General features: G+C 33.7%; 24 protein-coding genes and 2 pseudogenes. 16 read left to right on the forward strand and 10 right to left on the reverse strand.

Annotated features, from left to right (window positions below; genetic code table 11):
* Positions 1-930: 930 nt before the first annotated feature.
* Both C9J31_RS07040 and C9J31_RS07045 read right to left on the reverse strand, forming a co-directional pair.
* A complete protein-coding gene (locus C9J31_RS07040; RefSeq protein ID WP_107949613.1) occupies positions 931-1,791 on the reverse strand; it encodes a YitT family protein in 861 nt (286 codons plus the stop codon).
* Between the two features lie 85 nt (positions 1,792-1,876).
* The gene (locus tag C9J31_RS07045; protein WP_054767879.1) at positions 1,877-2,416 is read right to left on the reverse strand and encodes a helix-turn-helix domain-containing protein; all 540 of its coding nucleotides are present in this window, start codon (positions 2,414-2,416) and stop codon (positions 1,877-1,879) included.
* A gap of 186 nt (positions 2,417-2,602) precedes the next feature.
* Between C9J31_RS07045 and C9J31_RS07050 the strand changes: the two genes are divergently transcribed.
* The 6 genes from C9J31_RS07050 to C9J31_RS07075 are packed head-to-tail and all read left to right on the forward strand — an operon-like array spanning position 2,603 to position 7,220.
* Complete coding sequence (locus C9J31_RS07050; RefSeq protein ID WP_054767878.1) at positions 2,603-2,857, forward strand: PLDc N-terminal domain-containing protein; 255 nt, start codon at positions 2,603-2,605, stop codon at positions 2,855-2,857.
* The gene (locus C9J31_RS07055; protein ID WP_107949612.1) at positions 2,838-3,746 is read left to right on the forward strand and encodes an ABC transporter ATP-binding protein; all 909 of its coding nucleotides are present in this window, start codon (positions 2,838-2,840) and stop codon (positions 3,744-3,746) included. Before C9J31_RS07050 ends, C9J31_RS07055 begins: the two co-directional genes overlap by 20 nt.
* Positions 3,743-4,522: an ABC transporter permease gene (locus C9J31_RS07060; RefSeq protein WP_107924898.1), complete on the forward strand. Its 780-nt coding sequence runs from the start codon at positions 3,743-3,745 to the stop codon at positions 4,520-4,522. The genes C9J31_RS07055 and C9J31_RS07060 overlap by 4 nt, the downstream gene beginning before the upstream one ends.
* A gap of 18 nt (positions 4,523-4,540) precedes the next feature.
* Positions 4,541-5,242: an ABC transporter ATP-binding protein gene (locus tag C9J31_RS07065; protein ID WP_193767067.1), complete on the forward strand. Its 702-nt coding sequence runs from the start codon at positions 4,541-4,543 to the stop codon at positions 5,240-5,242.
* Complete coding sequence (locus C9J31_RS07070) at positions 5,232-6,830, forward strand: hypothetical protein (RefSeq protein WP_107949608.1); 1,599 nt, start codon at positions 5,232-5,234, stop codon at positions 6,828-6,830. The genes C9J31_RS07065 and C9J31_RS07070 overlap by 11 nt, the downstream gene beginning before the upstream one ends.
* An 18-nt stretch (positions 6,831-6,848) precedes the next feature.
* On the forward strand, positions 6,849-7,220 hold the full coding sequence (locus tag C9J31_RS07075; RefSeq protein WP_274520177.1) for a GntR family transcriptional regulator: 372 nt from the start codon (positions 6,849-6,851) through the stop codon (positions 7,218-7,220).
* 243 nt (positions 7,221-7,463) lie between these two features.
* Here the strand turns inward: C9J31_RS07075 and C9J31_RS07080 are convergent.
* Positions 7,464-8,024 (reverse strand): annotated as a pseudogene (locus C9J31_RS07080) (recombinase zinc ribbon domain-containing protein); the annotation flags it as partial.
* A gap of 35 nt (positions 8,025-8,059) precedes the next feature.
* Positions 8,060-8,206 (reverse strand): recombinase family protein, encoded by a 147-nt coding sequence (locus tag C9J31_RS07085; protein WP_244854884.1) that lies wholly within the window; start codon positions 8,204-8,206, stop codon positions 8,060-8,062.
* A gap of 326 nt (positions 8,207-8,532) precedes the next feature.
* Here C9J31_RS07085 and C9J31_RS07090 point away from each other — a divergent pair, with 326 nt between their 5' ends.
* Together C9J31_RS07090 and C9J31_RS07095 are read left to right on the forward strand one after the other, a co-directional pair.
* Positions 8,533-8,682, forward strand: coding sequence for a hypothetical protein (locus tag C9J31_RS07090; protein WP_193767066.1), 150 nt, complete (start codon positions 8,533-8,535; stop codon positions 8,680-8,682).
* Between the two features lie 164 nt (positions 8,683-8,846).
* Complete coding sequence (locus C9J31_RS07095; protein WP_327323559.1) at positions 8,847-9,026, forward strand: hypothetical protein; 180 nt, start codon at positions 8,847-8,849, stop codon at positions 9,024-9,026.
* A gap of 53 nt (positions 9,027-9,079) precedes the next feature.
* Here the strand turns inward: C9J31_RS07095 and C9J31_RS07100 are convergent, their stop codons facing one another.
* A complete protein-coding gene (locus C9J31_RS07100) occupies positions 9,080-9,589 on the reverse strand; it encodes a DUF3231 family protein (RefSeq protein ID WP_107924893.1) in 510 nt (169 codons plus the stop codon).
* A gap of 189 nt (positions 9,590-9,778) precedes the next feature.
* Positions 9,779-9,892, reverse strand: coding sequence for a YjcZ family sporulation protein (locus C9J31_RS07105; protein ID WP_107924892.1), 114 nt, complete (start codon positions 9,890-9,892; stop codon positions 9,779-9,781).
* 351 nt (positions 9,893-10,243) lie between these two features.
* On the opposite strand from C9J31_RS07105, the gene C9J31_RS07110 reads away from it, so the two are divergent.
* The 5 genes and pseudogenes from C9J31_RS07110 to C9J31_RS07125 all read left to right on the forward strand — a co-directional run bounded on the left by C9J31_RS07110 (position 10,244) and on the right by C9J31_RS07125 (position 14,578).
* Complete coding sequence (locus C9J31_RS07110; protein ID WP_193767065.1) at positions 10,244-10,477, forward strand: hypothetical protein; 234 nt, start codon at positions 10,244-10,246, stop codon at positions 10,475-10,477.
* A 399-nt stretch (positions 10,478-10,876) separates the two neighbouring features.
* Positions 10,877-10,966: pseudogene (locus tag C9J31_RS23555) on the forward strand (spore coat protein); the annotation flags it as partial.
* A 496-nt stretch (positions 10,967-11,462) separates the two neighbouring features.
* Entirely contained in the window at positions 11,463-12,347 is an 885-nt protein-coding gene (vanY, locus tag C9J31_RS07115) for a VanY-A/VanY-F/VanY-M family D-Ala-D-Ala carboxypeptidase (RefSeq protein WP_107949602.1), read from the forward strand.
* A 421-nt stretch (positions 12,348-12,768) separates the two neighbouring features.
* On the forward strand, positions 12,769-13,302 hold the full coding sequence (locus tag C9J31_RS07120) for a VanZ family protein (RefSeq protein ID WP_107949600.1): 534 nt from the start codon (positions 12,769-12,771) through the stop codon (positions 13,300-13,302).
* A 301-nt stretch (positions 13,303-13,603) separates the two neighbouring features.
* On the forward strand, positions 13,604-14,578 hold the full coding sequence (locus C9J31_RS07125; RefSeq protein WP_107949598.1) for a glycerophosphodiester phosphodiesterase family protein: 975 nt from the start codon (positions 13,604-13,606) through the stop codon (positions 14,576-14,578).
* Between the two features lie 964 nt (positions 14,579-15,542).
* Here the strand turns inward: C9J31_RS07125 and C9J31_RS07130 are convergent.
* The 4 genes from C9J31_RS07130 to C9J31_RS07145 all read right to left on the reverse strand — a co-directional run bounded on the left by C9J31_RS07130 (position 15,543) and on the right by C9J31_RS07145 (position 17,769).
* Positions 15,543-15,974, reverse strand: coding sequence for a hypothetical protein (locus tag C9J31_RS07130; RefSeq protein WP_107949596.1), 432 nt, complete (start codon positions 15,972-15,974; stop codon positions 15,543-15,545).
* Between the two features lie 73 nt (positions 15,975-16,047).
* Positions 16,048-16,341, reverse strand: coding sequence for a hypothetical protein (locus tag C9J31_RS07135; protein WP_107949594.1), 294 nt, complete (start codon positions 16,339-16,341; stop codon positions 16,048-16,050).
* Between the two features lie 103 nt (positions 16,342-16,444).
* Positions 16,445-16,696 (reverse strand): hypothetical protein, encoded by a 252-nt coding sequence (locus tag C9J31_RS07140; protein WP_107949592.1) that lies wholly within the window; start codon positions 16,694-16,696, stop codon positions 16,445-16,447.
* Between the two features lie 761 nt (positions 16,697-17,457).
* The gene (locus C9J31_RS07145; RefSeq protein WP_211634937.1) at positions 17,458-17,769 is read right to left on the reverse strand and encodes a winged helix-turn-helix transcriptional regulator; all 312 of its coding nucleotides are present in this window, start codon (positions 17,767-17,769) and stop codon (positions 17,458-17,460) included.
* 194 nt (positions 17,770-17,963) lie between these two features.
* On the opposite strand from C9J31_RS07145, the gene C9J31_RS07150 reads away from it, so the two are divergent.
* From C9J31_RS07150 to C9J31_RS07160, 3 genes are all read left to right on the forward strand, one after another.
* Positions 17,964-18,587, forward strand: a complete 624-nt coding sequence (locus tag C9J31_RS07150; protein ID WP_211634932.1) for a flavin reductase family protein — start codon at positions 17,964-17,966, stop codon at positions 18,585-18,587.
* Positions 18,588-18,831: 244 nt separating this feature from the next.
* On the forward strand, positions 18,832-19,749 hold the full coding sequence (locus C9J31_RS07155) for an ATP-binding cassette domain-containing protein (RefSeq protein ID WP_202973826.1): 918 nt from the start codon (positions 18,832-18,834) through the stop codon (positions 19,747-19,749).
* Entirely contained in the window at positions 19,742-20,521 is a 780-nt protein-coding gene (locus tag C9J31_RS07160) for a DUF2705 family protein (RefSeq protein ID WP_107951740.1), read from the forward strand. Before C9J31_RS07155 ends, C9J31_RS07160 begins: the two co-directional genes overlap by 8 nt.
* Positions 20,522-20,531: the final 10 nt, after the last annotated feature.

Genomic DNA, 20,531 nt, shown 5'->3' on the forward strand with positions numbered 1-20,531 from the left:
GGTGATTATATGGCACTAGTCATTTGCAAAATAAATTTGAAAGCTCAAATTAGGTAAGTATCAAATAACTAAGTCTGTGATGCTTTATATGTTTTAGTTAGTATTCAATATTAGCATATTCGTAACAAAAGAGCCTATGGTAATCCCTTTCCTTTGAGAAATTTAGCGAAATAAACTGGCTATATTTTACAATTCTTGTTAGTTCGACGAGCAAGAAAAAGTTTGCATATAAATCTGATCAGCAGGAATGTGAAGGGGAAAGGATGGAGAGAAAATTTTTAGCACTTGTTGTTTAGACAGGCCATCAATATTTCTTACAGCGATATTGATTTATAGTTTGGTTTAAAAAAACATGGGAAGACTATAGAATGTTTTTTGTTTCTTTTTTATTAGTAGGATTAATTATTTTATAGCGATATGTCGTTTCTTTGGATTAATTGTAAAATGTATGTAAACATTTGTTTATGCATTGTAAACGATATTTACAAACAACACGAAACTATTAATAATAAAGTCTGACATTAAGTGAAAGGGCTGAGATTATTTGGATATCAACGTACAAGAAATGATTTTCCAATTTCCCGGAGGTTTGCCAGTCAATAGCCATCAAATTTAGGTTTTCTAACTACGGGTTATGCCTGAGGACAGAAGCTCGGTCCTTCACTAGCAGGAATATTGGCTAGTGCAACAGGCAGCTATCCGTACGCTTTAATCGGTGCAACGGTAGTGTTTTAATGGGCGCTTGCTGACGGATTAGCGGAATGAAATATGAAAAAATACAGTTGAAAATTATACGTGAATAATAAAATACCCATGGTGTCAGCCTAGCTAATGAGCAACTTAACGTTTAATTCCCATCGATGCTTAAAATGATGTAGTGAAACCAAAAAACAAGTGAGTAGGTTATTGAGGACCTGCTCACTTGTTGTACTAATGAATATCGCGTTTTTTAAAGTTACCGCCGCGAACCTCTGAAACGTCTGAAATGACGACAAAAGCCCCTTCATCGATATCTTTAATAATCGATACAAGTTTATTTTCTTCCATACGGTTAATGACACAGTTTAAAATTTCTGTAGACTCGTTCGAAAAACCGCCTCGTCCTTGTGTATAGGTAACGCCGCGTCCTAAGCGGGATTGAATAGCGTCTCCAATTTCCTCTGATTTTGAACTTACAACACGAACAGATTTCGATTTTTCTAAACCAACTTGAATAATATCAATCACATTTTTTGCAATGTAGTACGTTAAAGCTGAGTATAAGGCACTTTCAAGTCCGAAAATAAAACTAGCGCCAATAAAAATAAAGGCATTAATAAATAAAATAATATCGCCGACTGAAAATGGAATTTTACGCGATAGTAAAACGGCTAAAACCTCAGAGCCATCTAAAGCCCCGCCATTCCGTAAAACAATTCCAATCCCGACACCAAGCAAAATACCACCAGCTAATACGATTAATAAGGAATCATCAGGCCCTAAAATCGTCTTCACATCATGTAAAAGTACTGTTGAAATGGATAACGCCGCAATGCCGACAATACTCATTAGGGCAAATGTTTTCCCGACCTGTTTATAGCCTAAATATACAAAGGGAATATTCAAGACAAAGAGTAATACGCCTAACGGTATCCCAAATAGATGCGCGCCCATAATACTAAGCCCTGTGACACCACCGTCGATGACATTATTGGGGATTAACACGGCCTCTAGCCCGTAAGCTGCAATGACTGCACCAATGACAATCATAATAATTTTACGAATGTTTTGTACTAACTTTCTTTTTTTCATAAATCTTCTCCATTTCTTTTCCCGATAAGTTATTTCTCTAAAAAGTACTTTACTATTGTAATATTTTTTTTAGGTCAATTGAAAGCTATGGCTTCGGAATAATGTTGAAAGCAATGGTTTTTGTTTCTGTCTGCTCATTTAACGTGCCCATTTTATAATATTTAGTCATTAAATTATTGAGGTCTTGTTGAAAAAGCATAAATTGCTCGCTTGATAAAGTTAAATCTACAAATGAAAATGTCGCGGTATCTTCAACATGTTGTGTTTCCGCAATTGAGGTTAAATAATGTTGGTATTGCGTTAGTAAGACTAATTGATAGTAGGAAATATAGTTTAGCTTTTGTTCTTGGGATAGATGCTGCCAGTCCTCCGGATTTAGTCGTGCTGCATCCTCATTTAATGCATAAAATTTCTCAACGACTGAACGCACTTTTCGTTCCTTGACAATCTTAATAATACTTTCATCTGTTAAAATCTGAATATGTCGGTATAAGGTCGCCTGTGGAACATCTTTAATCACTTTATTCATCTCTAATGTACTTAAGCCATCTTCTTTGTTTTGCATAAGTGCCTGTAAGATTTTCATTCTCACAGGATGCATTAAAACTTCTGCTTTATTCCGCATATTTAACTCCTCCATTAAGCTTGAACGCTGTGTAAATAAGAAAAAAACAACTTAATTATATAAGTTGCGAATGTTATCAAAAAATATAATATAAATTAATTCAAATGTATAGTGTAAAAAAGTAATGCAATTCGTAAGGTCTTTTGTTATCATTATTGATAATGATAATGAATGAGGTGAACAGCTATGAAGTTACACTATGGTTTCGATGAATTAAGTCATATTGATTGGGCAAGTATTCTACCCATCTTGATTCCGTTTTTACTTGTTGGATTTTTATTGATTTTGATTGCTCTAATTGATTTATATCGTTATCGAAAAGTAAGAGAAAACGTACTTATGTGGACGATTGTGATTGTGTTATTTAATACAATTGGACCGATTTTATATTTTACGATTGGCAGAAAGGATGTAAACGAACGTGCGCTTAGAAATCAATAATGTAACAAAAAAGTTTAAGCATAAAACGGCTGTCAATCATTTTTCGATGGTCATTGAAGAGAATGAGTGTGTAGGATTAATCGGACCAAATGGGGCAGGGAAGTCGACGTTAATTCAAATTATTGCAGATATTCTCTATGCGGATGAGGGGAGTATTGTTCTTGATGGACAAAATATATCTAAGAAGAAAAATCAAATTGGCTATTTGCCTCAATACCCCAATTTCTACTCTTGGATGACAGCCTATGACACATTACTATTTATGGGAACGCTGTCCGGTATTTCGAAAAAACAATTGCACAAAGATATTCCGCTAATCTTATCAAAGGTGGGGCTATCGAAAGAAGCACAGTCAAAAGTTGGTGCATTTTCAGGTGGCATGAAGCAGCGTTTAGGTATTGCACAAGCGTTGCTCCATAAGCCTACCTTGATTATCATGGATGAACCCGTATCTGCCTTAGATCCAATAGGACGAAGAGAAGTGTTGAATTTACTCAAGGAGATAAAAAGTGAAACGACGATTTTGTTGTCTACACATATCTTGGGAGATGCTGAAGAAATCTGTGAACGTTTTGTTGTCATCAAAGATGGACAGAAAATTGAAGACGCTACAAAAGAGCAGTTGCTTCATCGAAATCAAGAATCAGCTATTTATCTAGTACTACAAAAAGATGATGTCGACTGGCTCGAAAAAGTGGCGCAATTACCTTATGTAAAGAAAGTTGAAAACTACGAAGAGGGCTTTAAAATTCATGTCGAGCAAGTGCAAGTGGATGCCTATCGATTATTACAAAATGCTATAGATCAAAAAATAGCTTTTACAAAGTTTGAAATAGGCGTTAAAGAGAGTTTAGAAGATACATTTTTAACATTGGTGGTGGATGTATGAATACTTTTGCAGTATTAAGTAAAAAAGAGTTCAGTCAAATGGTGAAAGAATATAAAATACTGTGGTTACCTATTGTTTTTATGTTACTAGGTCTTACGCAACCAATCATGATGTATTATCTGCCGATGATTTTAAAGTCACTTGGTGGAGTGGAAGGGATTATGATTGATCCAACAATGGCAAAACCCGAGGGTCAAGAAGTACTAGCTTCGACATTAAATTCACAGTTTGACCAGTTGGGCATTATTATCATTATCGTTGCAGCTATGAGTGTTATTCAAGCAGAAAAAGCCAATGGCATGTTGGCATTTATTTTGACAAGACCTGTGTCTATTTCAAGTTATCTAGGCAGTAAAATAGCAACACATTATTTGTTGGCGGTTTTTAGTTTGGCCATTGGCTATATAGCATCATATGGCTATACAGTGTTTTTATTTTCTCCTGTACCCATTTCTCAGGTAATTTTAGCATTTGCACTGTACTGTCTATGGTTGTTATTTATCATTACATTCGTAACGATGTTAAGTACATTCTTTAATAGCCCTGCTGTTATTGCATTAGTAAGTATTGTCATGTTATTACTTTGTCGTTTGATTGCTGGGCTACATCCCGTCTTGGATATATTTAATCCAGCTGGTTTTAGTTTGCGTGCATCGAGTGTTCTAATTACAGGCAGTGTTGGTGCTTGGTGGGAACTTAATTTACTAGTTACATTTCTTGTTATTTTAGGCATGACATTGACGATGCATTATTGGATAGCGAAAAAGAAATTTTGATAGATAGTAGGTGTGAGCGTGTTAACTATACGTAATCTAAAGAAAAAGTATGGACAACATGAAGTGCTAAAAGGCGTAGAATTACAGCTTCAACAAGGTGAAGTTTTAGGGTTTGTTGGAGCAAATGGGGCAGGTAAAACAACAACACTACATTGTATTACCGGTTTAGAAAGATATGACGATGGAGCTATAGTTATTAATGATATTCCTAAATCTCATGATGTTAAATATAAAAAACAGTTTTATTTTATCCCAGATACTATTCAAGTGTTTAACAATATTTCTGCATATGACTGGATAAAGTATGTTTTAACATTATATGAAGTAGAGGACAAAGGAAAGCTAGATAACTTGATAAAGGCATTTGGTATGGAGAATAGTATCTATAAACCAATGGGGACGTATTCTTATGGAATGCTTCATAAAATGGCGCTCATTACGGCTTATACGATTAGTCCGCCAGTACTCATTATGGATGAGCCCTTGAACGGTTTAGATCCGCTTGCTGTAGTAGCATTTAAAAATTGTATGAAAGAATACATAGAAGGTGGAGGAACCGTACTTTTCTCTACACATTTATTAGATGTTGCCGAAAAAATCTGCAAATCGATCGCCCTGTTAAAAGATGGCGAAATTGTATTGCATGAGTCTCTAGAGAAGCTATTGCAAGAAGGAAACTTAGAAATGGTTTTCATGGAGAAGCAAGCCTATGAAGCTTAATTTTCAGCTCGTAAAAATCTTTTTGACATCTGCATATACAAGGCCACAGCAACCGATGCTTCAAGTAATGTTAGTTCTTGCTATATGTTATTTAGCAGTACAGTATTTAGGGCTTAATGTCATGATTTATTTTTTGGGAACTGCAGAGGAGTACTTATTTTATCATGTTGTGCTATCTAACGTGGTTCTCTATATATTAACAGCATATTTTGCAATTTCGATTGTATATAGCCAGCGTGACTTTATGATACTAGCAAGTCTACCACTATCACCTAAAGAAATCGTCAGAGCTAAACTAATAAGTGGTCTAGCATTACCGTTGATAGTAGGGAGTATTCTTCACATTCCAACTATTATAATAGTACTGATAAATTTTAAATGGACTGTAGCCGTTACTTTTTTAACGTTTTTACCTTTGCTGAATATCTTTGTAGCGCTATCCCTGTTGTTTGTACTATCCATCCTAAGTCGTTTGCAACGCAAATTTTCTCATGCAGTAATATATTTATCTATAAGGCTTAGCATTGTGTTACTAATTGGCTTAGCTCCCTTCGTGTACTTTATAAGCGATAAGTATGAGGAGATGACAATGTTAATTAAGAACTTAAATATTTCAACACTGTCAACGCTAGCCACTTCATTTGTAGATTTCTTGGACATAGGGTATAGCTTTGCCACACAACAGTTATTCTTCAAGATGATAATAATGCCTTATACAATGGAAAATAGCGTTAGTTATTACTTGCTCTTACTAAGTATTTGTATTCTTTTATTTATAGCCAGTGTAAAGAATTTAACGAGCAGTTACCATAATAATGCTTTCCTCGTAAACAGTGTGGAACATAAAGCTAAAGCGAGGTTGTTTCATGCAAAAACAAGTTGGGGTTTTTATTTGCAACGTGAATATTGGGTTATTCAATCAGAACCATATTTTATGATGCAAGTAGTGCTAGGCTTGCTATTATCCCCCATCTTTACAGGTATATATCTAATTCTTATTCAATTTAATTGGAGTGGGGTGCCACTAAACCTAAGTAATGATATTCCCATCTTTGCTTACATGATTGTATGTGTAAGCTGTGTAAATAATATAAGTGGAACGCCCTATTCAAGAGAAGGGGTACATTTTACAACGTGTATTGCGCTACCGTTAGATCGAAGAAAAGTATTTTTCGCCAAAGTCACAATCTCTTCATTCATTAGTGCTCTAGCGGTGCTATGTAGTTATGGCATTTATCTATTATTTCGTGGCATCAATACTTTAGACATTTTTTATCTGAGCATAACTTTGTTGTTCATTATCAATTACAATTTATTAACGCCAATTTATGATATGCGACATCCGTTACTAAATTGGAAAAATCCATCCGAGGCTGTGAAAACAAATCCTAACGTTCTAATTAGTCTACTTTATGGCTTTCCGTTGCTGTTATTTATTTTAATCATCCATTTTACGCTACTTTCTATAGGTGCTTCACAGTGGGTGGCCACAAGTACAATGGGCATTTTAGCAATAGGAAGCATGGTGATTTTACTGTCTAGTGTAGGAAAATATCATAGTTATTTGACAAAACGTGAGGAAGTGTGAAATATAAAAGAGATATCCCTGCATACAAATAGTCCAGTTCCTCTTTATAAACAGTTAGTTCAGCAACTGATTGTAGAAATCGCTAAAGGTAATTTGAAGTATGGTGAGGCAATGCCTTCTATCCGTGCTATGGCGTTGCAAACAAAGCTCAATCTCCATACTGTGCATAAAAGCTATAAAGAACTACAATTGAAGGGGCTAATAATAAGAAAGCCTCACTCAAAAGTGTTCATTATCAATCCGCATTCATCACCTTTAAACGACAGTGATTTACAACAAATTTCAATCGAACTTGAGCAAGTAATAGTAGAAGCCTATGTTTTGGGGCTGGAGCAACATCAATTACAACAAATATTTAGTGATATCTCACAAAGGTATTCATTTTCCTAATCGTCAAAGCCAATTTGAACGAAAGCTATTCCGTGCTTTAAATACCTAAAAACCCATCTATAAAAAAGGATGGGTTTTTTCCATGGTTAAATCAAAAACATCGCCACAATCGTCGTGACAACAAGTCCTATAAGTACAGGAAGCAGATTGCGCCGTGCAAGTTCGAATGGGCTGACATTACAAATAGCAGCAGCTGGAATTAATGCCCAAGGGATTAGTGTACCTCTGCCATTGAAAGACATATTATTTAGCCGAAACGATAATAATCTCTCTTGCTTGTTTACTGTTCTGATAGTCGTCTTTTGTATCGATTACTAATTGTTCAAAAATCGAGGTCATTAATTGCTTACGTTCATATTCATTTGCCTTGAACCACAATTGATCTATGTTTAGCAGTAATGATTTTAATGCTACATTATTACCATTATCATTTTGCTCTATAGTTGTTATTTCACGCTGAAGTTCTTGTTCTTTTTTACGAAGTTTCTCGGTCTCTTGCATTAATTCATCAATGTCAATTACATCGTTTTCATACATGACTTTTTTCTTTCGCATTAATTTTTGCACAAACGTTAAAGTCGTTTTTAGTGACTGAAGATGTTCTGTTGGAAATTCTGTTACGCCTTCACTACTTGAAAAATCTCCAACCGAATCATCCCATTGTGCAAAAACTGTTTGAACGAGATTGTCTTCAAATATCATATGACTATTGCAGGTTCTTCCTGTTTTTTTACCTGTGCATCGATAGTTCTTTTTCTTACCAACTCTGTGTCCTGACATGGAATGACCACATCTTGCACACGTTAAAAGCGTTGATCATTCTTTGGAAATGCGGCCTTTTAACCTTCATCAATATACACATCTCCAGCCATTGTCCACCCTTGGGAAATGCAATATGCTTCTAACTTCTCAAGTTGAGCTACAATAGAGTAACCATGCTTTACTTGTTCTTCAGTCGACACCCTCACATAAAGAGCGCAGCGCATTCACATCCACCTTTCTATTGTCGTTGTTATTGTATATTCATGGACGCAAAAGAATTATGTAAATGGTGTATTCAAAAGTTATGCCACCAGCATTTTATTCATTAAAGGTTTATGGCATGTCGTTCCAAGACGTCAAGAGCAACACCTCGTTAATTTGCTAACCTAGTGTCATTTTATTTTCATGCCATCATGCTTTATTTTTTCACCCATAGTCCTCCTTAGCTGTAGTTTCCATGAAATAACTTAGACAATTTTGAAAAAGAGTACTTAATTAGTTAAATTAGACAAGCTCATTCGACATATTCTGATAAAAAAGGGGTGTGATTATGCAAAAGTTCAATATGACAGAAGAAAAAGTTCGTAAGCTGTTGCCAGTTGTGGAAAGTATTTTGTCTAGGGAGTATGGTAGGACAATTAGACTGAAGGATTTAACAGTAGGTGGAATTACCGTCAAGAGAGGAGAGTGCGCACAGTAGCGCGGTCTAGAATTTTTTGTACAAGCATTAAGGCTTACATGAAGGCATTGAAATTGAATAAATTGCTTAGTACATATAAAAACACAAGACAGTTGCTGAGGTATCTTGCCTTTGTTACAGGGAAAGTATAAATCAAGCTAAATAGGATAATTTATAAATTGGAGGTGATAATTTTGACAAAAGAAAAGCGCAATAAAAGTGAATTAGATCAAGAAGAATATGGGGCAGATTTAAGTCCTGACGATTTAGATGTGCGTGAAGAAAATGATTTGACGAAAGAACAAAGAAATAATTCAAATAACGAAAAACAACGCAACGAAAGCAATTCTTCAACACGCAAATAATAAAAAAATCCCCAGTTTATACTGGGGAACCGGTTTGTCAGGTTTACTAATTATTATTTTTCAGGGTAATCTACATGCAATGGTGGGGGAACAAGCCAGCCTTTAGTTTTATTTAGACGTAAGAGCTTGGCACCTAGCTGTGCTTTACTTGTATGGAATTGACCATACATTAAGGCAACATCTTCTCTAGTGCACATGCCCATCGCTTGACTACATGCAACTAAACCAGCAGCAAGATCTACTGAGAGCGCAGCACTAATTTCTGGATCGTTAAATTTAGCACCAGCAGGAATATCTTCAAGTCTTGCAACAGGTCGTTCGGGTGGTGCAGGTGGTAAGCCAACACCGTTAGCTTTTAGAATTTTTTCTAGTGGTTTTACTTCGTCTCTTAGAACATCGATAATATCTTCAATCATTTTTTTTAGATCTTCATCGCCAGCATGATTATAAAATGTTTGATATCCAGCAATTAAGCCATAGTTTGTCGATAGACCTGTCCAAACAGTAAACACTTCACCATAATGTAATGGTTCATCTTTCGGATTTCCACCAAGTATGCCCATATTTACACTTCCTTTGCTTTTTTCGTTATTTTTAAACAAGGATAGTATGTGGACAGAAAGAAATATAATACCACTTTTTATAAAAAAATATGAAAAGGGTCACCCGGATGAAAGTGACCCTAGAACAAAAAAATAGGAGGGACCAAGCTTTTATTTGATGATCTTAGCTGGCCCACAAAAATGATGTTGTTAATATAAGAAACTAGCGCCCACAATAATGAGAAGGATAAATAGTACCACGATTAAAACAAATGATGAACCACCGTAGTTACTGCCACCGTCATAGCCACAGCTATATCCCATAGAAATTCACCTCCTTTCGATAATTGCTAATATGAAAAGGTGAAAAAATAAAAAGTAGTTAAAAAGAGTCACATTGAAAGTGACTCTTAACAATTGGGAGGCGTAAGGCTAAATTAGCTTTACACTACTATAGTTATGATGTGATGGCTATGTTGGTCTAGCCATTTGTCTGTGAAATAGATTTTTTAAAGTTCGATCTAGGTGTAAGCCATTAAGAACATGGAGATATGTGCTGTACCAAGGTTGGATTATGTAAGCTCGGGAACAAATCGCTTACCTTGTAGATCATCTAAGTATGACTACACATAAATAAAAGCATTAGGGAAAATCTGTGTAATTGGAGCTGTTATTTTGGGGGTAGCTAGAGGATTTCAAAATGGTACACTACAACAGTTCACAAAAAATATTTCGAATAAATTAAATCTACAGAATGCTCAACAAATGATGCAGCCAATACAACAAATGGCACAACCATTGCAGCAAATGTCTCAGCCTTTACAACAGATGAACCAATCGTCACAACAAATGAATCAATCAATACAAAATACAGCCATTAATCAATCAACAGGTAATTCATCAAAATAAAAATGTAAATGAATGATCGCTATGAACGAGAGGAATCTGATGGAAAAAATTTATTCTTCAGAATATATTCATTGCAATTGATTCTACATCTCTAGATTTGAATACATCGTAGTAGAAAGAATGCAAGATGAACTGTATGACGTGCAGAAATTATGATGGAAGAAAACAGATTAGGGATATACAATTAGTTATTACCACTAAAGTCACATCTAATAGGTGTGGCTTATTATTATTTTATGAATAAAAATAAAATTGTTAAATAAATTAAAAAATTTATAATAGTCTAATTAAATCCAATTTATGATATGGTTTCATGTCTTAAGATGTTTATCAATATCTTATGTCAAAGACCACACTGTGACGGTCAACCAACGCCACAGCCTATATAAGTGGGTGCGAGATACACTCAATAGGATTGGTGCAGCTTTATTTAACTCATTGAGAAATTCTGGTGTTCGTGAATGTATTCCTCAAAATTTCATTAACTAAATGTTATGCCCTTTTATGTAAGGGTACAAAAACAAGCGACCAATTACTCGGCTGCTTGTTTTTTAATTTGAAGGTATTAATGTATTTTTAACACTTCAAAATCAAAGATATCATATCATATCAAATCAAAAGACTAATACTGTCCAAATTTTACGGCTGTAATCATTAGATAATTTTTCGAAATAAAGCTGGATAATAAATTAACATCATACCTATAAACGAGCAAACTATATAAAAAATAGCCTCAATGGTGCAGTTTAGTTGAAGAAAAGAGTATTTTTAGGTGCATATTGAAGTTAATTTTAAAATAGAAATTGTTTTCAAAATAGTGGATTTGATGGTTTTATTTCAACAGGAGGTAAGTAAACAAAATAGTTAAGATAGCTTCATATTTTAAGTAAGTAATTTAAGAAAAACTTAAGATTCATCCTACATTTTTCTTAATTAGTTTTACTTATAATCTATTAAGTAAAGAAGAATAAGGGAGAAGTTAAGAATGAAAAAGTGGGGCTTCTTATTAATTTTTGTAATATGCGGTGTGACAGCCTTTAAGATAGTACCGTTCTTTCAAGGTGAAAAAGGTGTAATATTAAATGCCTATAATGAGAATGGTGTAGTGGAGGGGAAGTTGTCTTTTGGAAATATAAAAAAAGTAGATATTCCAGTAGAACAAATTTATCAAGGAAATTTACTTTTGGTCAACAGTAAGCACCCAGTTCACAATGAAAGTATAAAATCAGATGTCATCAATTTAAATGCTCGCAAAGAATTGGTAAAAGGATACCGGTTGTTTAATAGCGAAACATATTTATCAGAAGATATAGCAAGTAAATTTTCGGATATGGTACTTGATACGAAAGAAGATGCAGTTTCTAGTTTTTTAATAACGAGTGGTTTTCGAGGATTTGGTGAGCAATCTAAACTTTATGAAGAAATGGGTTCTAATCGTGCCTTGCCAGCAGGTTACAGCGAACACAATTTAGGCCTATCGCTTGATGTGGGAAGTACCCAAGGGAAGATGGAGGTAGCTCCTGAGGGACAGTGGATTGCAGAGAACGCTTGGAAATACGGATTTACTCTACGTTACCCAAAGGATAAAACCGACATAACGGGAATTATGAATGAACCGTGGCATATCCGCTATGTCGGTTTACCACATAGTGCAATTATGAAAGAAAAGAATTTTGTTTTAGAGGAATATTTAGACTATCTAAAAGAAGAAAAACATATTTCTGCTACTGTAAATGGTGAAAAACATGAGGTCTTTTATTATTCTGTTACTGAAAATACTACTATTACTGTGCCAACCAATCTTCATTATGAGGTATCGGGCAATAATACGGACGGTGTGATTGTGACAGTATTTCCTGATAACGTGTAGAAACTTAGGTGAGGGTGCGGAATAAACTGAACGAAATTGATGAACGGTAACGGTATTATAAATCATGCTGTAACACTACTTAAAGAGATACCAAATACAGGTACAACATCAAAAGAGTGAAGGAGAGCCAAAAGGCGACTATCTCCAATTGAAAATCCAACAGATTCTTCAGTTGTCCGGATCAAGCCATAGGTATAAAATCTCATTTAGAAAGGTCAAGGTGAACCATATCACAAGTAAATGTGGCCTTTTTTAGATTCAAAGTAATTAATAGAAGTGGAATAAAAAAAGGTTGCAGAAAAGACAAACCGTACCACATAGCGCAAATAGGGGTTTAATTAAGTAAAATATAATGTTTACAGGTTTAATAATGTAGGCAGATATCTTTTAAGAAAATAAATTAGAATTTGGAGAATACTCTATGAAGCTTAAGGAAAGTAAAAAAACAGAACAAAACTATATTTTGTTAATTATAGGATTAGTATTTTATCTTTTTATTTTATGTGCATTTTTATTTTTTAAAACGAATTCATTTCAATCTGTAAATCTTATACCGTTTTATACTATAACAGATTACTTATCTAATGGTGGTATTATTTCATTAATTAATGTTCTGGGTAATATTGTTTTATTTATACCATTAGGTATCTATTTGATTTTGTTTAATCACAATAAAAGGATATTCATTAACACTTTTTGGAGCGTCATTATTAGTATGGCAGTTGAGATCTTGCAATACTTATTTAAAGTAGGTGCTACTGATATTGATGATATAATCTTGAATGGATTAGGTGGATTCCTTGGCATTGTTATTTATAAAATTCTATGCAAAATTTTTAAAGATAAAGTCAAATATGCTATTGGATTCATTTCAATTATAGCGGGAATCATTTTCTTGATTTTGAGTATTTGTTTTTCATCAGGTGTTTTCGGTATAAAAATTCGCATTCTTTAATATTCTTATACTCTTGCTTGATAGACCTTGCTCTGCAATCTTATTTGCACATTTGTGAATGAATACACTTAAATTAACTTGGTGCTTTCCATGAAGATCATTGAGTTGCATAGGTAGCTCTTTTTTCTTATTGTACTAACGGTGCAGGTTAGTTGAATAGAGAATAAGGTTTGATTTTTCAGATAATAGCTATCTGAATTGCATTTTTAATACAATGCACTATACTATAAGTTCAAATACTCTTATAAAAGGATGTAACATTGTAAATTCATTTTAAAGTAAGAAAAGAAAGGATCAACAAATGCAAAAAAGAAAAGGTAAAAGGACATATATCATTTTTGGGGTATTAACCCTTTTGGTTGTTATGGTTTGGATGAATAATACGAGTCTATTTTATTCGAAAGATACAAATTATAAGATTCTAGCTCATAGAGGGTTGGCTCAAACCTTTGATATTTCAAAGGTAGAGTATGATACGAATACAGCTGAAATCATTTATCCACCTGAGCACCCCTATTTAGAAAATACAATGCCTTCTATGAAAGCAGCTTTTGATAATGGTGCTGACGTAGTGGAATTAGATATTAAGTTAACGAAGGATCATCAATTAGCTGTTTTTCATGATTTCGCTTTAGAGTATAGAACAAATGGTAAAGGTGAAGTCAAAGATTATTTGATGAACGAATTGAAGAAACTAGATGTCGGCTATAGATATACGGCTGATAATGGAGAGAGCTTTCCGTTTCGTGGCAAAGGCATCGGTATGATGCCAAGCTTAGATGAGGTGTTTGCAGCTTTTCCTAATAAAGAGTTTTTAATTCATGACAAAGATGGAGATATGGAAACAACAAAAGTATTGTGGGATTCATATTTAAGTAAAATGTCTAAGAAACAATTAGATAAAATAACAGTTTATGGTGATGGAGACAGCGAAGGATTTGATTATTTACGTTCAAAACATGCAGAGTTGAAATTGTTAACGAAAACAATGATGATAAATGCACTATTAAAATATGAATTATTAGGTTGGACGGGATATATTCCGAAAGAATTGCATAATATGGAGCTACATTTACCTTTAAAATATGCGAAGTACTTATGGGGTTGGCCAAATAAATTTATTGATAGAATGGAGTCTGTCAACACGCGAGTCGTGATCGTAGAGGGAAATGGTAAATGGTCAGAAGGATTTGATACAAAAGAAAGCCTTGAAAAAATTCCAGAAGGATATCAGGGGTATATATGGACAAATAGGGTTGATAAGGTTACTAAATGATTTAACCCATCAAAATAGTTGATTCTTCACTATGAGGAATCGTACTTCTTATGTTATAAAACGGCAACAATCCTGTAGTAAATAGAGTGATTTCAACTAAGTTTGTGAATTTGTATACTTAAGCTAACGGGGCTTTACTTCAATAAGGAGTAGGGCCTTTTTCTCCTTCAACTAAAGGGGCGGTTTGGTTAAAGAGTAAATGTTATAATATGGATATGCTGAAAAGTAGATTTGATAATGAAAGGTGTATTTGTGTGTTTTCATTTATTATTATAGCTTACTGTATATTTGCGGTAATCAATCTCATACGCAAAAATAGAGACTCAATAAGACGATTAACGGCTAAACAATCAATTCTCGCTTCTTTTTCCTATCTTTCCACCGTGCTATTGGGGATTATTTGTATTTATTATGGAGGTAATTGGATTGTTGGACAATTTTCAAATCGTTTTCTGCAATTAGTTGTTTTCATTTTGATAATAGTCATCACAATATCTTTATGCCAATGGCCATTTAGAAAAATATTAAATAGAGTTACATCAGGTATTTTTCCAAAGAATTGAAAAGTAAAAATTTTTCTAGCGATTGTATCATAAACACAGTCGCTTCTTATGCTAACGGAGCATTTTAGTTGAGGAATGTTATTTAACTTGTTGTTCAACAATCGGGCCATTTAGTAGAATAAGAAGGCATGTAAATAAAGTCAGCAGAATATTAATGAATTTAAGAAGGGGGAGTATCATATGAGGTTTGAAAATAAGGTAGCTTTAATTACTGGCGGGACTTCAGGAATCGGATTAGCCCCACTATGCTCCACTCCTTTGGCTAAAATAAAAAGAGGATAACAAAAGAATGTAGCGTCTGCTACAATAAAAAGTTGTCCTCCGGTATTTTTCGTAAAGATTTCTATTTAACTCCAAAATCTGAATGCGCATTTTTTTACATTGAGAGATAATATTACTTTTTAAATCTCCCATTCTTTGGATGATGTATGTAAATTTATATTTTTTATTTTATTCCCTTTGTAAGCAATATAGGGTTTTAATATAAAATCATTACTTATTTTATACTCAATATTACTATCTAAGTAAACTGTAACTTTAATTTGAGAAGTTTTATATATAATATTCTCTGATAACAACAATTGAATATCTAAACCTGCTACAGCAAATCTAGAAGCATCTTCTTTCCCGATTAAAGGTAGTTGATAAATGCCGATTATTTCTTGTTTACTATCATCAATTGTCCATTCTATATTAATGTATGTATCCTCTTCTATTTTACTTAACTCAATTAAAGCACAAACATGTGCATCTTTTGGTGTAAATATTTTTTTTTCGTTAACGGATTTAAATTCTTCAGTTATATTTTCACAAATAGTAATCGAGTTAATCAAGTTAGCACCCCTGAAAAATGGTAAACTGGATGCTCATTTATGTAATTCTGCATCCAGTTTTAATTTTTATTACTTACTTTGTCAGTCCAAAATATTTTGCTGTAGAACCAGCTGCGTATTTCACTGAACCAGTAACAGCACCCTTAATAGCACCCACATTGGCACCTAGAGTTGCTCCAGCAGCTCCGCCTGCTGTAACACTACCTTTAGATGTAAAGCCACGAGAAGAAAAAGTTGCTGTTACCGTTGTACCAGCAACAGCACCAATTGCTGCTCCCTGAGCAGATGACGATGCAATATTATTTTTAATTGTACTTGTATTACTCCAACTATTTAATGTTGATTTTGCATATGAAATAACTCCCATTTTATTTCACCTCCTAAACCATTAAACTATAACGCTATAATAAAATTATTCAACTAATTTTTTACTAATGTAGCATTTATATTCAAAATTACCATAAATAGTATTATAATTTAGAAAAAAATAAAATTACAAAAAAGAAACCTGAAATAACTAGTAAAAACCCTATACCCAATAACCAACCAATGATGTTACTAAGATTTATGAAACTAAAAATTTCAATAGTATAAACAAATATTCTTTTATATATTGGCTTATCACTATAATCCCCTAATTCATCTTTTAATTGAACAAAGCCAATAGGAATTATAAAAAATCCTATTATGATAAGTACTATACCTAAAAATAAACCTAACATTTTAAAAAAACACTCCTTTTAGAATAAATCCTTTTTTTTAATATAAAATTTTTATTCTCTTAAAAAATATTATTTATACCATAACATAATACTGCTAAAAAAAGGATATTTAAATAACTTTTTCTTTATCATCAAAAATATGTATCAATTTATTTTCCAATAAATTAGACTAAAATTCTTTTACAGTGAACATGGTAATAAGGAAAAATGATTATCGATTTACTTGCTCAAAACAGAGATGATGTAACTGCCTATTATTCTAGATTCAAAAGAACATCCATAGGTTTATTTAATAAAATTTAATCTAATACTCAACACTTCTTTGTCGCCGTGTACTGTGAAGGAATCTACTTAAAGGAACGGGGGCTTCTGCTTAATAATATATGGCAACGATTTTGAACAATCGGGCGCGATTGTTGAGCGACATAGACAGGAAATGATCAATCTTTTTATAAAAGAATGAATCAATTGCAAATATTAAGAGCGTGTTTTGATTAATCTTTTTTTCAAAACACGCTCTTTTCTATGATCGATTATCAAGGTTATTAGTATAACTTGATCAAACTTTATTTTAACGCAACAGCTTCACTCCCAAGTTTCATAAAAGGACAACAATCTCGGCAAAGTTCGCTCACATTTATTCAGGTTAGTGTATCTCTATATCGCAGCACCTAGCTTGGCAAAATTAAAGAAGGTACTTTTGTGTGTCCGGAATCTTGACTTAGATCTACCTAGTACTTTTTCCTCTAATAAAATTAAGTTCATATTTGATTTGCCACACCCCATTTGCACATTTCCTCTAATATTGGCATTAAACTCTGTCCTTTTGGTGATAAGGAGTATTCCACTTTTGGAGGGATTTGTGGGTATTCTTTTCTGTGAACAATTCCAGAGTTCTCTAGTTCTCTTAACTGAGAACTTAACATTTTGTGAGTGATAGCTGGAATTTTCCGCTTTAACTCTCCATAACGTAAAATCGTATCGGAAGATAATTCATACATTATTTTCATCTTCCACTTGCCACCGATTAACGATAATGTGAAGTCAAAGGGTCTTTGTTTGTTGTGTCTCATCAAATTATTACTTAATTCTGACAATAACTTCACTCTCCTTTAAGTAGGTACCTAACAAAAAAGTGCATACTAGTTTTATTTGTATTCGAGTTTATAATTTGGGATGGAATTATAAGTATTTCAGAAGTCTATAATAATTCTATTATAGAATCGACATATTACTTAATCAAATATAGTTGAAGGAGAATGAATAGATGTCTAAAGAACAGAAACTCATATTTAATTCAATTGATTTGAGCGAGCATGAGATGTATAAATTGTTAATTGGCTCTGTAATACCAAGACCGATTGCGTGGGTTTCATCAAAAAGTAAGGATGGCATTTTAAATTTAGCGCCATTCAGCTTTTTTACTGTAGCTTCTCGAAATCCACCAACACTTTTGATCTCAATAGGACCGGGCGTTCATGAACGAATGGGAAGCATTAAGGATACGTTAACGAACATTCGTGAAGTAAAGGAATATATAATTAATATGGTAACTGAGCAACTTGGGGAAGCGATGTATCGTTCATCGGCTAGTGTAGAGCCAGAAAAAAATGAGTTTGAGCTTGCAGGAGTGACTGTCCAGAATGGTAAAGTTTTGAATGTGCCAGCAATACTAGAAGCGCCAATCTCAATCGAACTTAAGTTAGACCAAATTATTCCTGTCGGGGGAGATTATCTAGTGCTTGGAAAAGTTGAATGTGTTCAAATAGATGAAGCAATCTATGCAGGAAACTATAAAATAGCTGTCGATAAATGGAAGCCACTTGCTAGTTTGGCAGGAGACTTTGCCGGACTGATGCCTGCATTTTCATATGGACAAAAAGGTACGTAAATCATTTTGTTAGCTGAGATGGTTCTATTTTGTATTATTAAACCTTAGATGTGAGATTTATGATCTATAAGCAATTTGGATTTATAGATGTCGGAGAAATGGTTGTATTGTTTTCTTATTAAGCTAAAGGGCACTTTGGATTGAGTTAGAAAATTATTCTTTACACTTTTTTTATACTTTTCTAGTCTAATTATTTATATTTGCTATTTATACTAAGTTCAAAGACGTTGAAAGGATGATTTTTGTGTCAGAAGTGATTCTAAAGGCAAAGAATATTTCAAAAATATATGGTGAACACAAAGCACTTGATAAAGTATCTATCGAAATTAAACGAGGTATGATTTACGGTTTAATCGGAGAGAATGGCTCAGGAAAATCGACCTTTATGCGTATCATCATGGGGTTAATCACAATCGATGAAGGCAACATTGAACTGTTTACTGAAACTAGTATGAAGGGATTACAACAGTCACGAAGAAGAATGGGGCAATCAATTGAGACGCCAGCACTTTATCCTGATCTAACCGCTGTCGAGAATCTTCGAGTGCAAGCAGCAAACGGGGGAGTAAGCGAACGAGAGATTGGAGATTTACTTCACTTAATGAACCTTGACAATACAGGTAAAAAGAAAGTTAAGAATTTTTCTTTAGGAATGCGTCAACGTTTAGCAATTGCCTCCACACTTATTACTAACCCTGAGTTTTTAATTTTAGACGAACCAACAAATGGTCTTGATCCATCAGGAATCGTTGAAATGCGAGAAATCATTCAACGCTTGGTGACAGATTGTGGTATCACTGTCTTACTATCCAGTCATTTGTTGGATGAACTTTCACAAGTTGCAACACATTATGGTATTTTGCATAATGGAAAACTCATCGGCCAATTTTCTAAGGAAGAATTAGCGCGTGAAACTCGTCAATACATCGAATTAGAAACAACTGAAGTTCAAAAAGCAGTCCCTGTACTAGATGAATTAGGGATCAAGGACTATGAAGTAATAAATGGAACTGAAATTAACATCTATGAACGCTTAGACGACGTTGGAATAATCAACCGTTCATTAGTCTTAGCCGGGGTGAACGTTTCAAGAATTGGAGCTACTAGACAAAAACTTGAGGATTATTTCTTGCAAATAACAGGAGGAAAAAACCATGTTTAATCTTTTGACAGCTGAAAGAGTAAAATTGTCTCGAAGTAAAAAACTAATGATTGTCGTAGCCATTTTGTCCTTGCTTCCAATTTACCAAGTCATTAATAATAAAGTGCTCGTGCATCATGGTTCAACTCTCGTCCAAGTAAAAGATACTGTTATCAATGGATCAACAGGTATCTTGATGATTGAGAAAAATGGATTAACCATTTTACTCGTAATTAGTGCCTTTATTAGTTTCTTTATTGGTGAAGAATTTCAGAATGGAACAATTCGGAATGCATTGTCTTTAGGTCGGAGTCGCACGCATTATTATCTTTCAAAGTTTACTATTGCTACCCTTGTCTCTTTCGTTGGAGTAATGTTAACCACCATAATTGGCATGATAGGTTATTCATTAGCATTTGGCTTTGGTGAAGTTGCCGAGATTAACAATTATTATATCTATGCTATAAAAACTTTTAGCACTCTCTATATATTAATATTAGCAAATGTATCAGTCTACGTGATGATTAGTTTTCTATCAAAAAATAGTGCTGTTTCACTTATTTGGAGTTTTCTTTATACAATTGCGACGTGGGTTGTTCCTGGGACTTTCCAACAAACCAAACACTTTAAACCGCTTACTAACTGGTTTACGGAAATGTACTTATTCAATTATGATTTCGCAAAGCCTATGGATATTGCAAAATACCCTGATATGATATTGGTCAGTCTAATCACAATCGTGCTATCATCAACTTTAGGAATTATTATCTTTAAACGAACAGACATAAAGTAGGTAGATAAAT

This window comes from Lysinibacillus parviboronicapiens, from assembly GCF_003049605.2.
Taxonomy (GTDB): domain Bacteria; phylum Bacillota; class Bacilli; order Bacillales_A; family Planococcaceae; genus Lysinibacillus; species Lysinibacillus parviboronicapiens.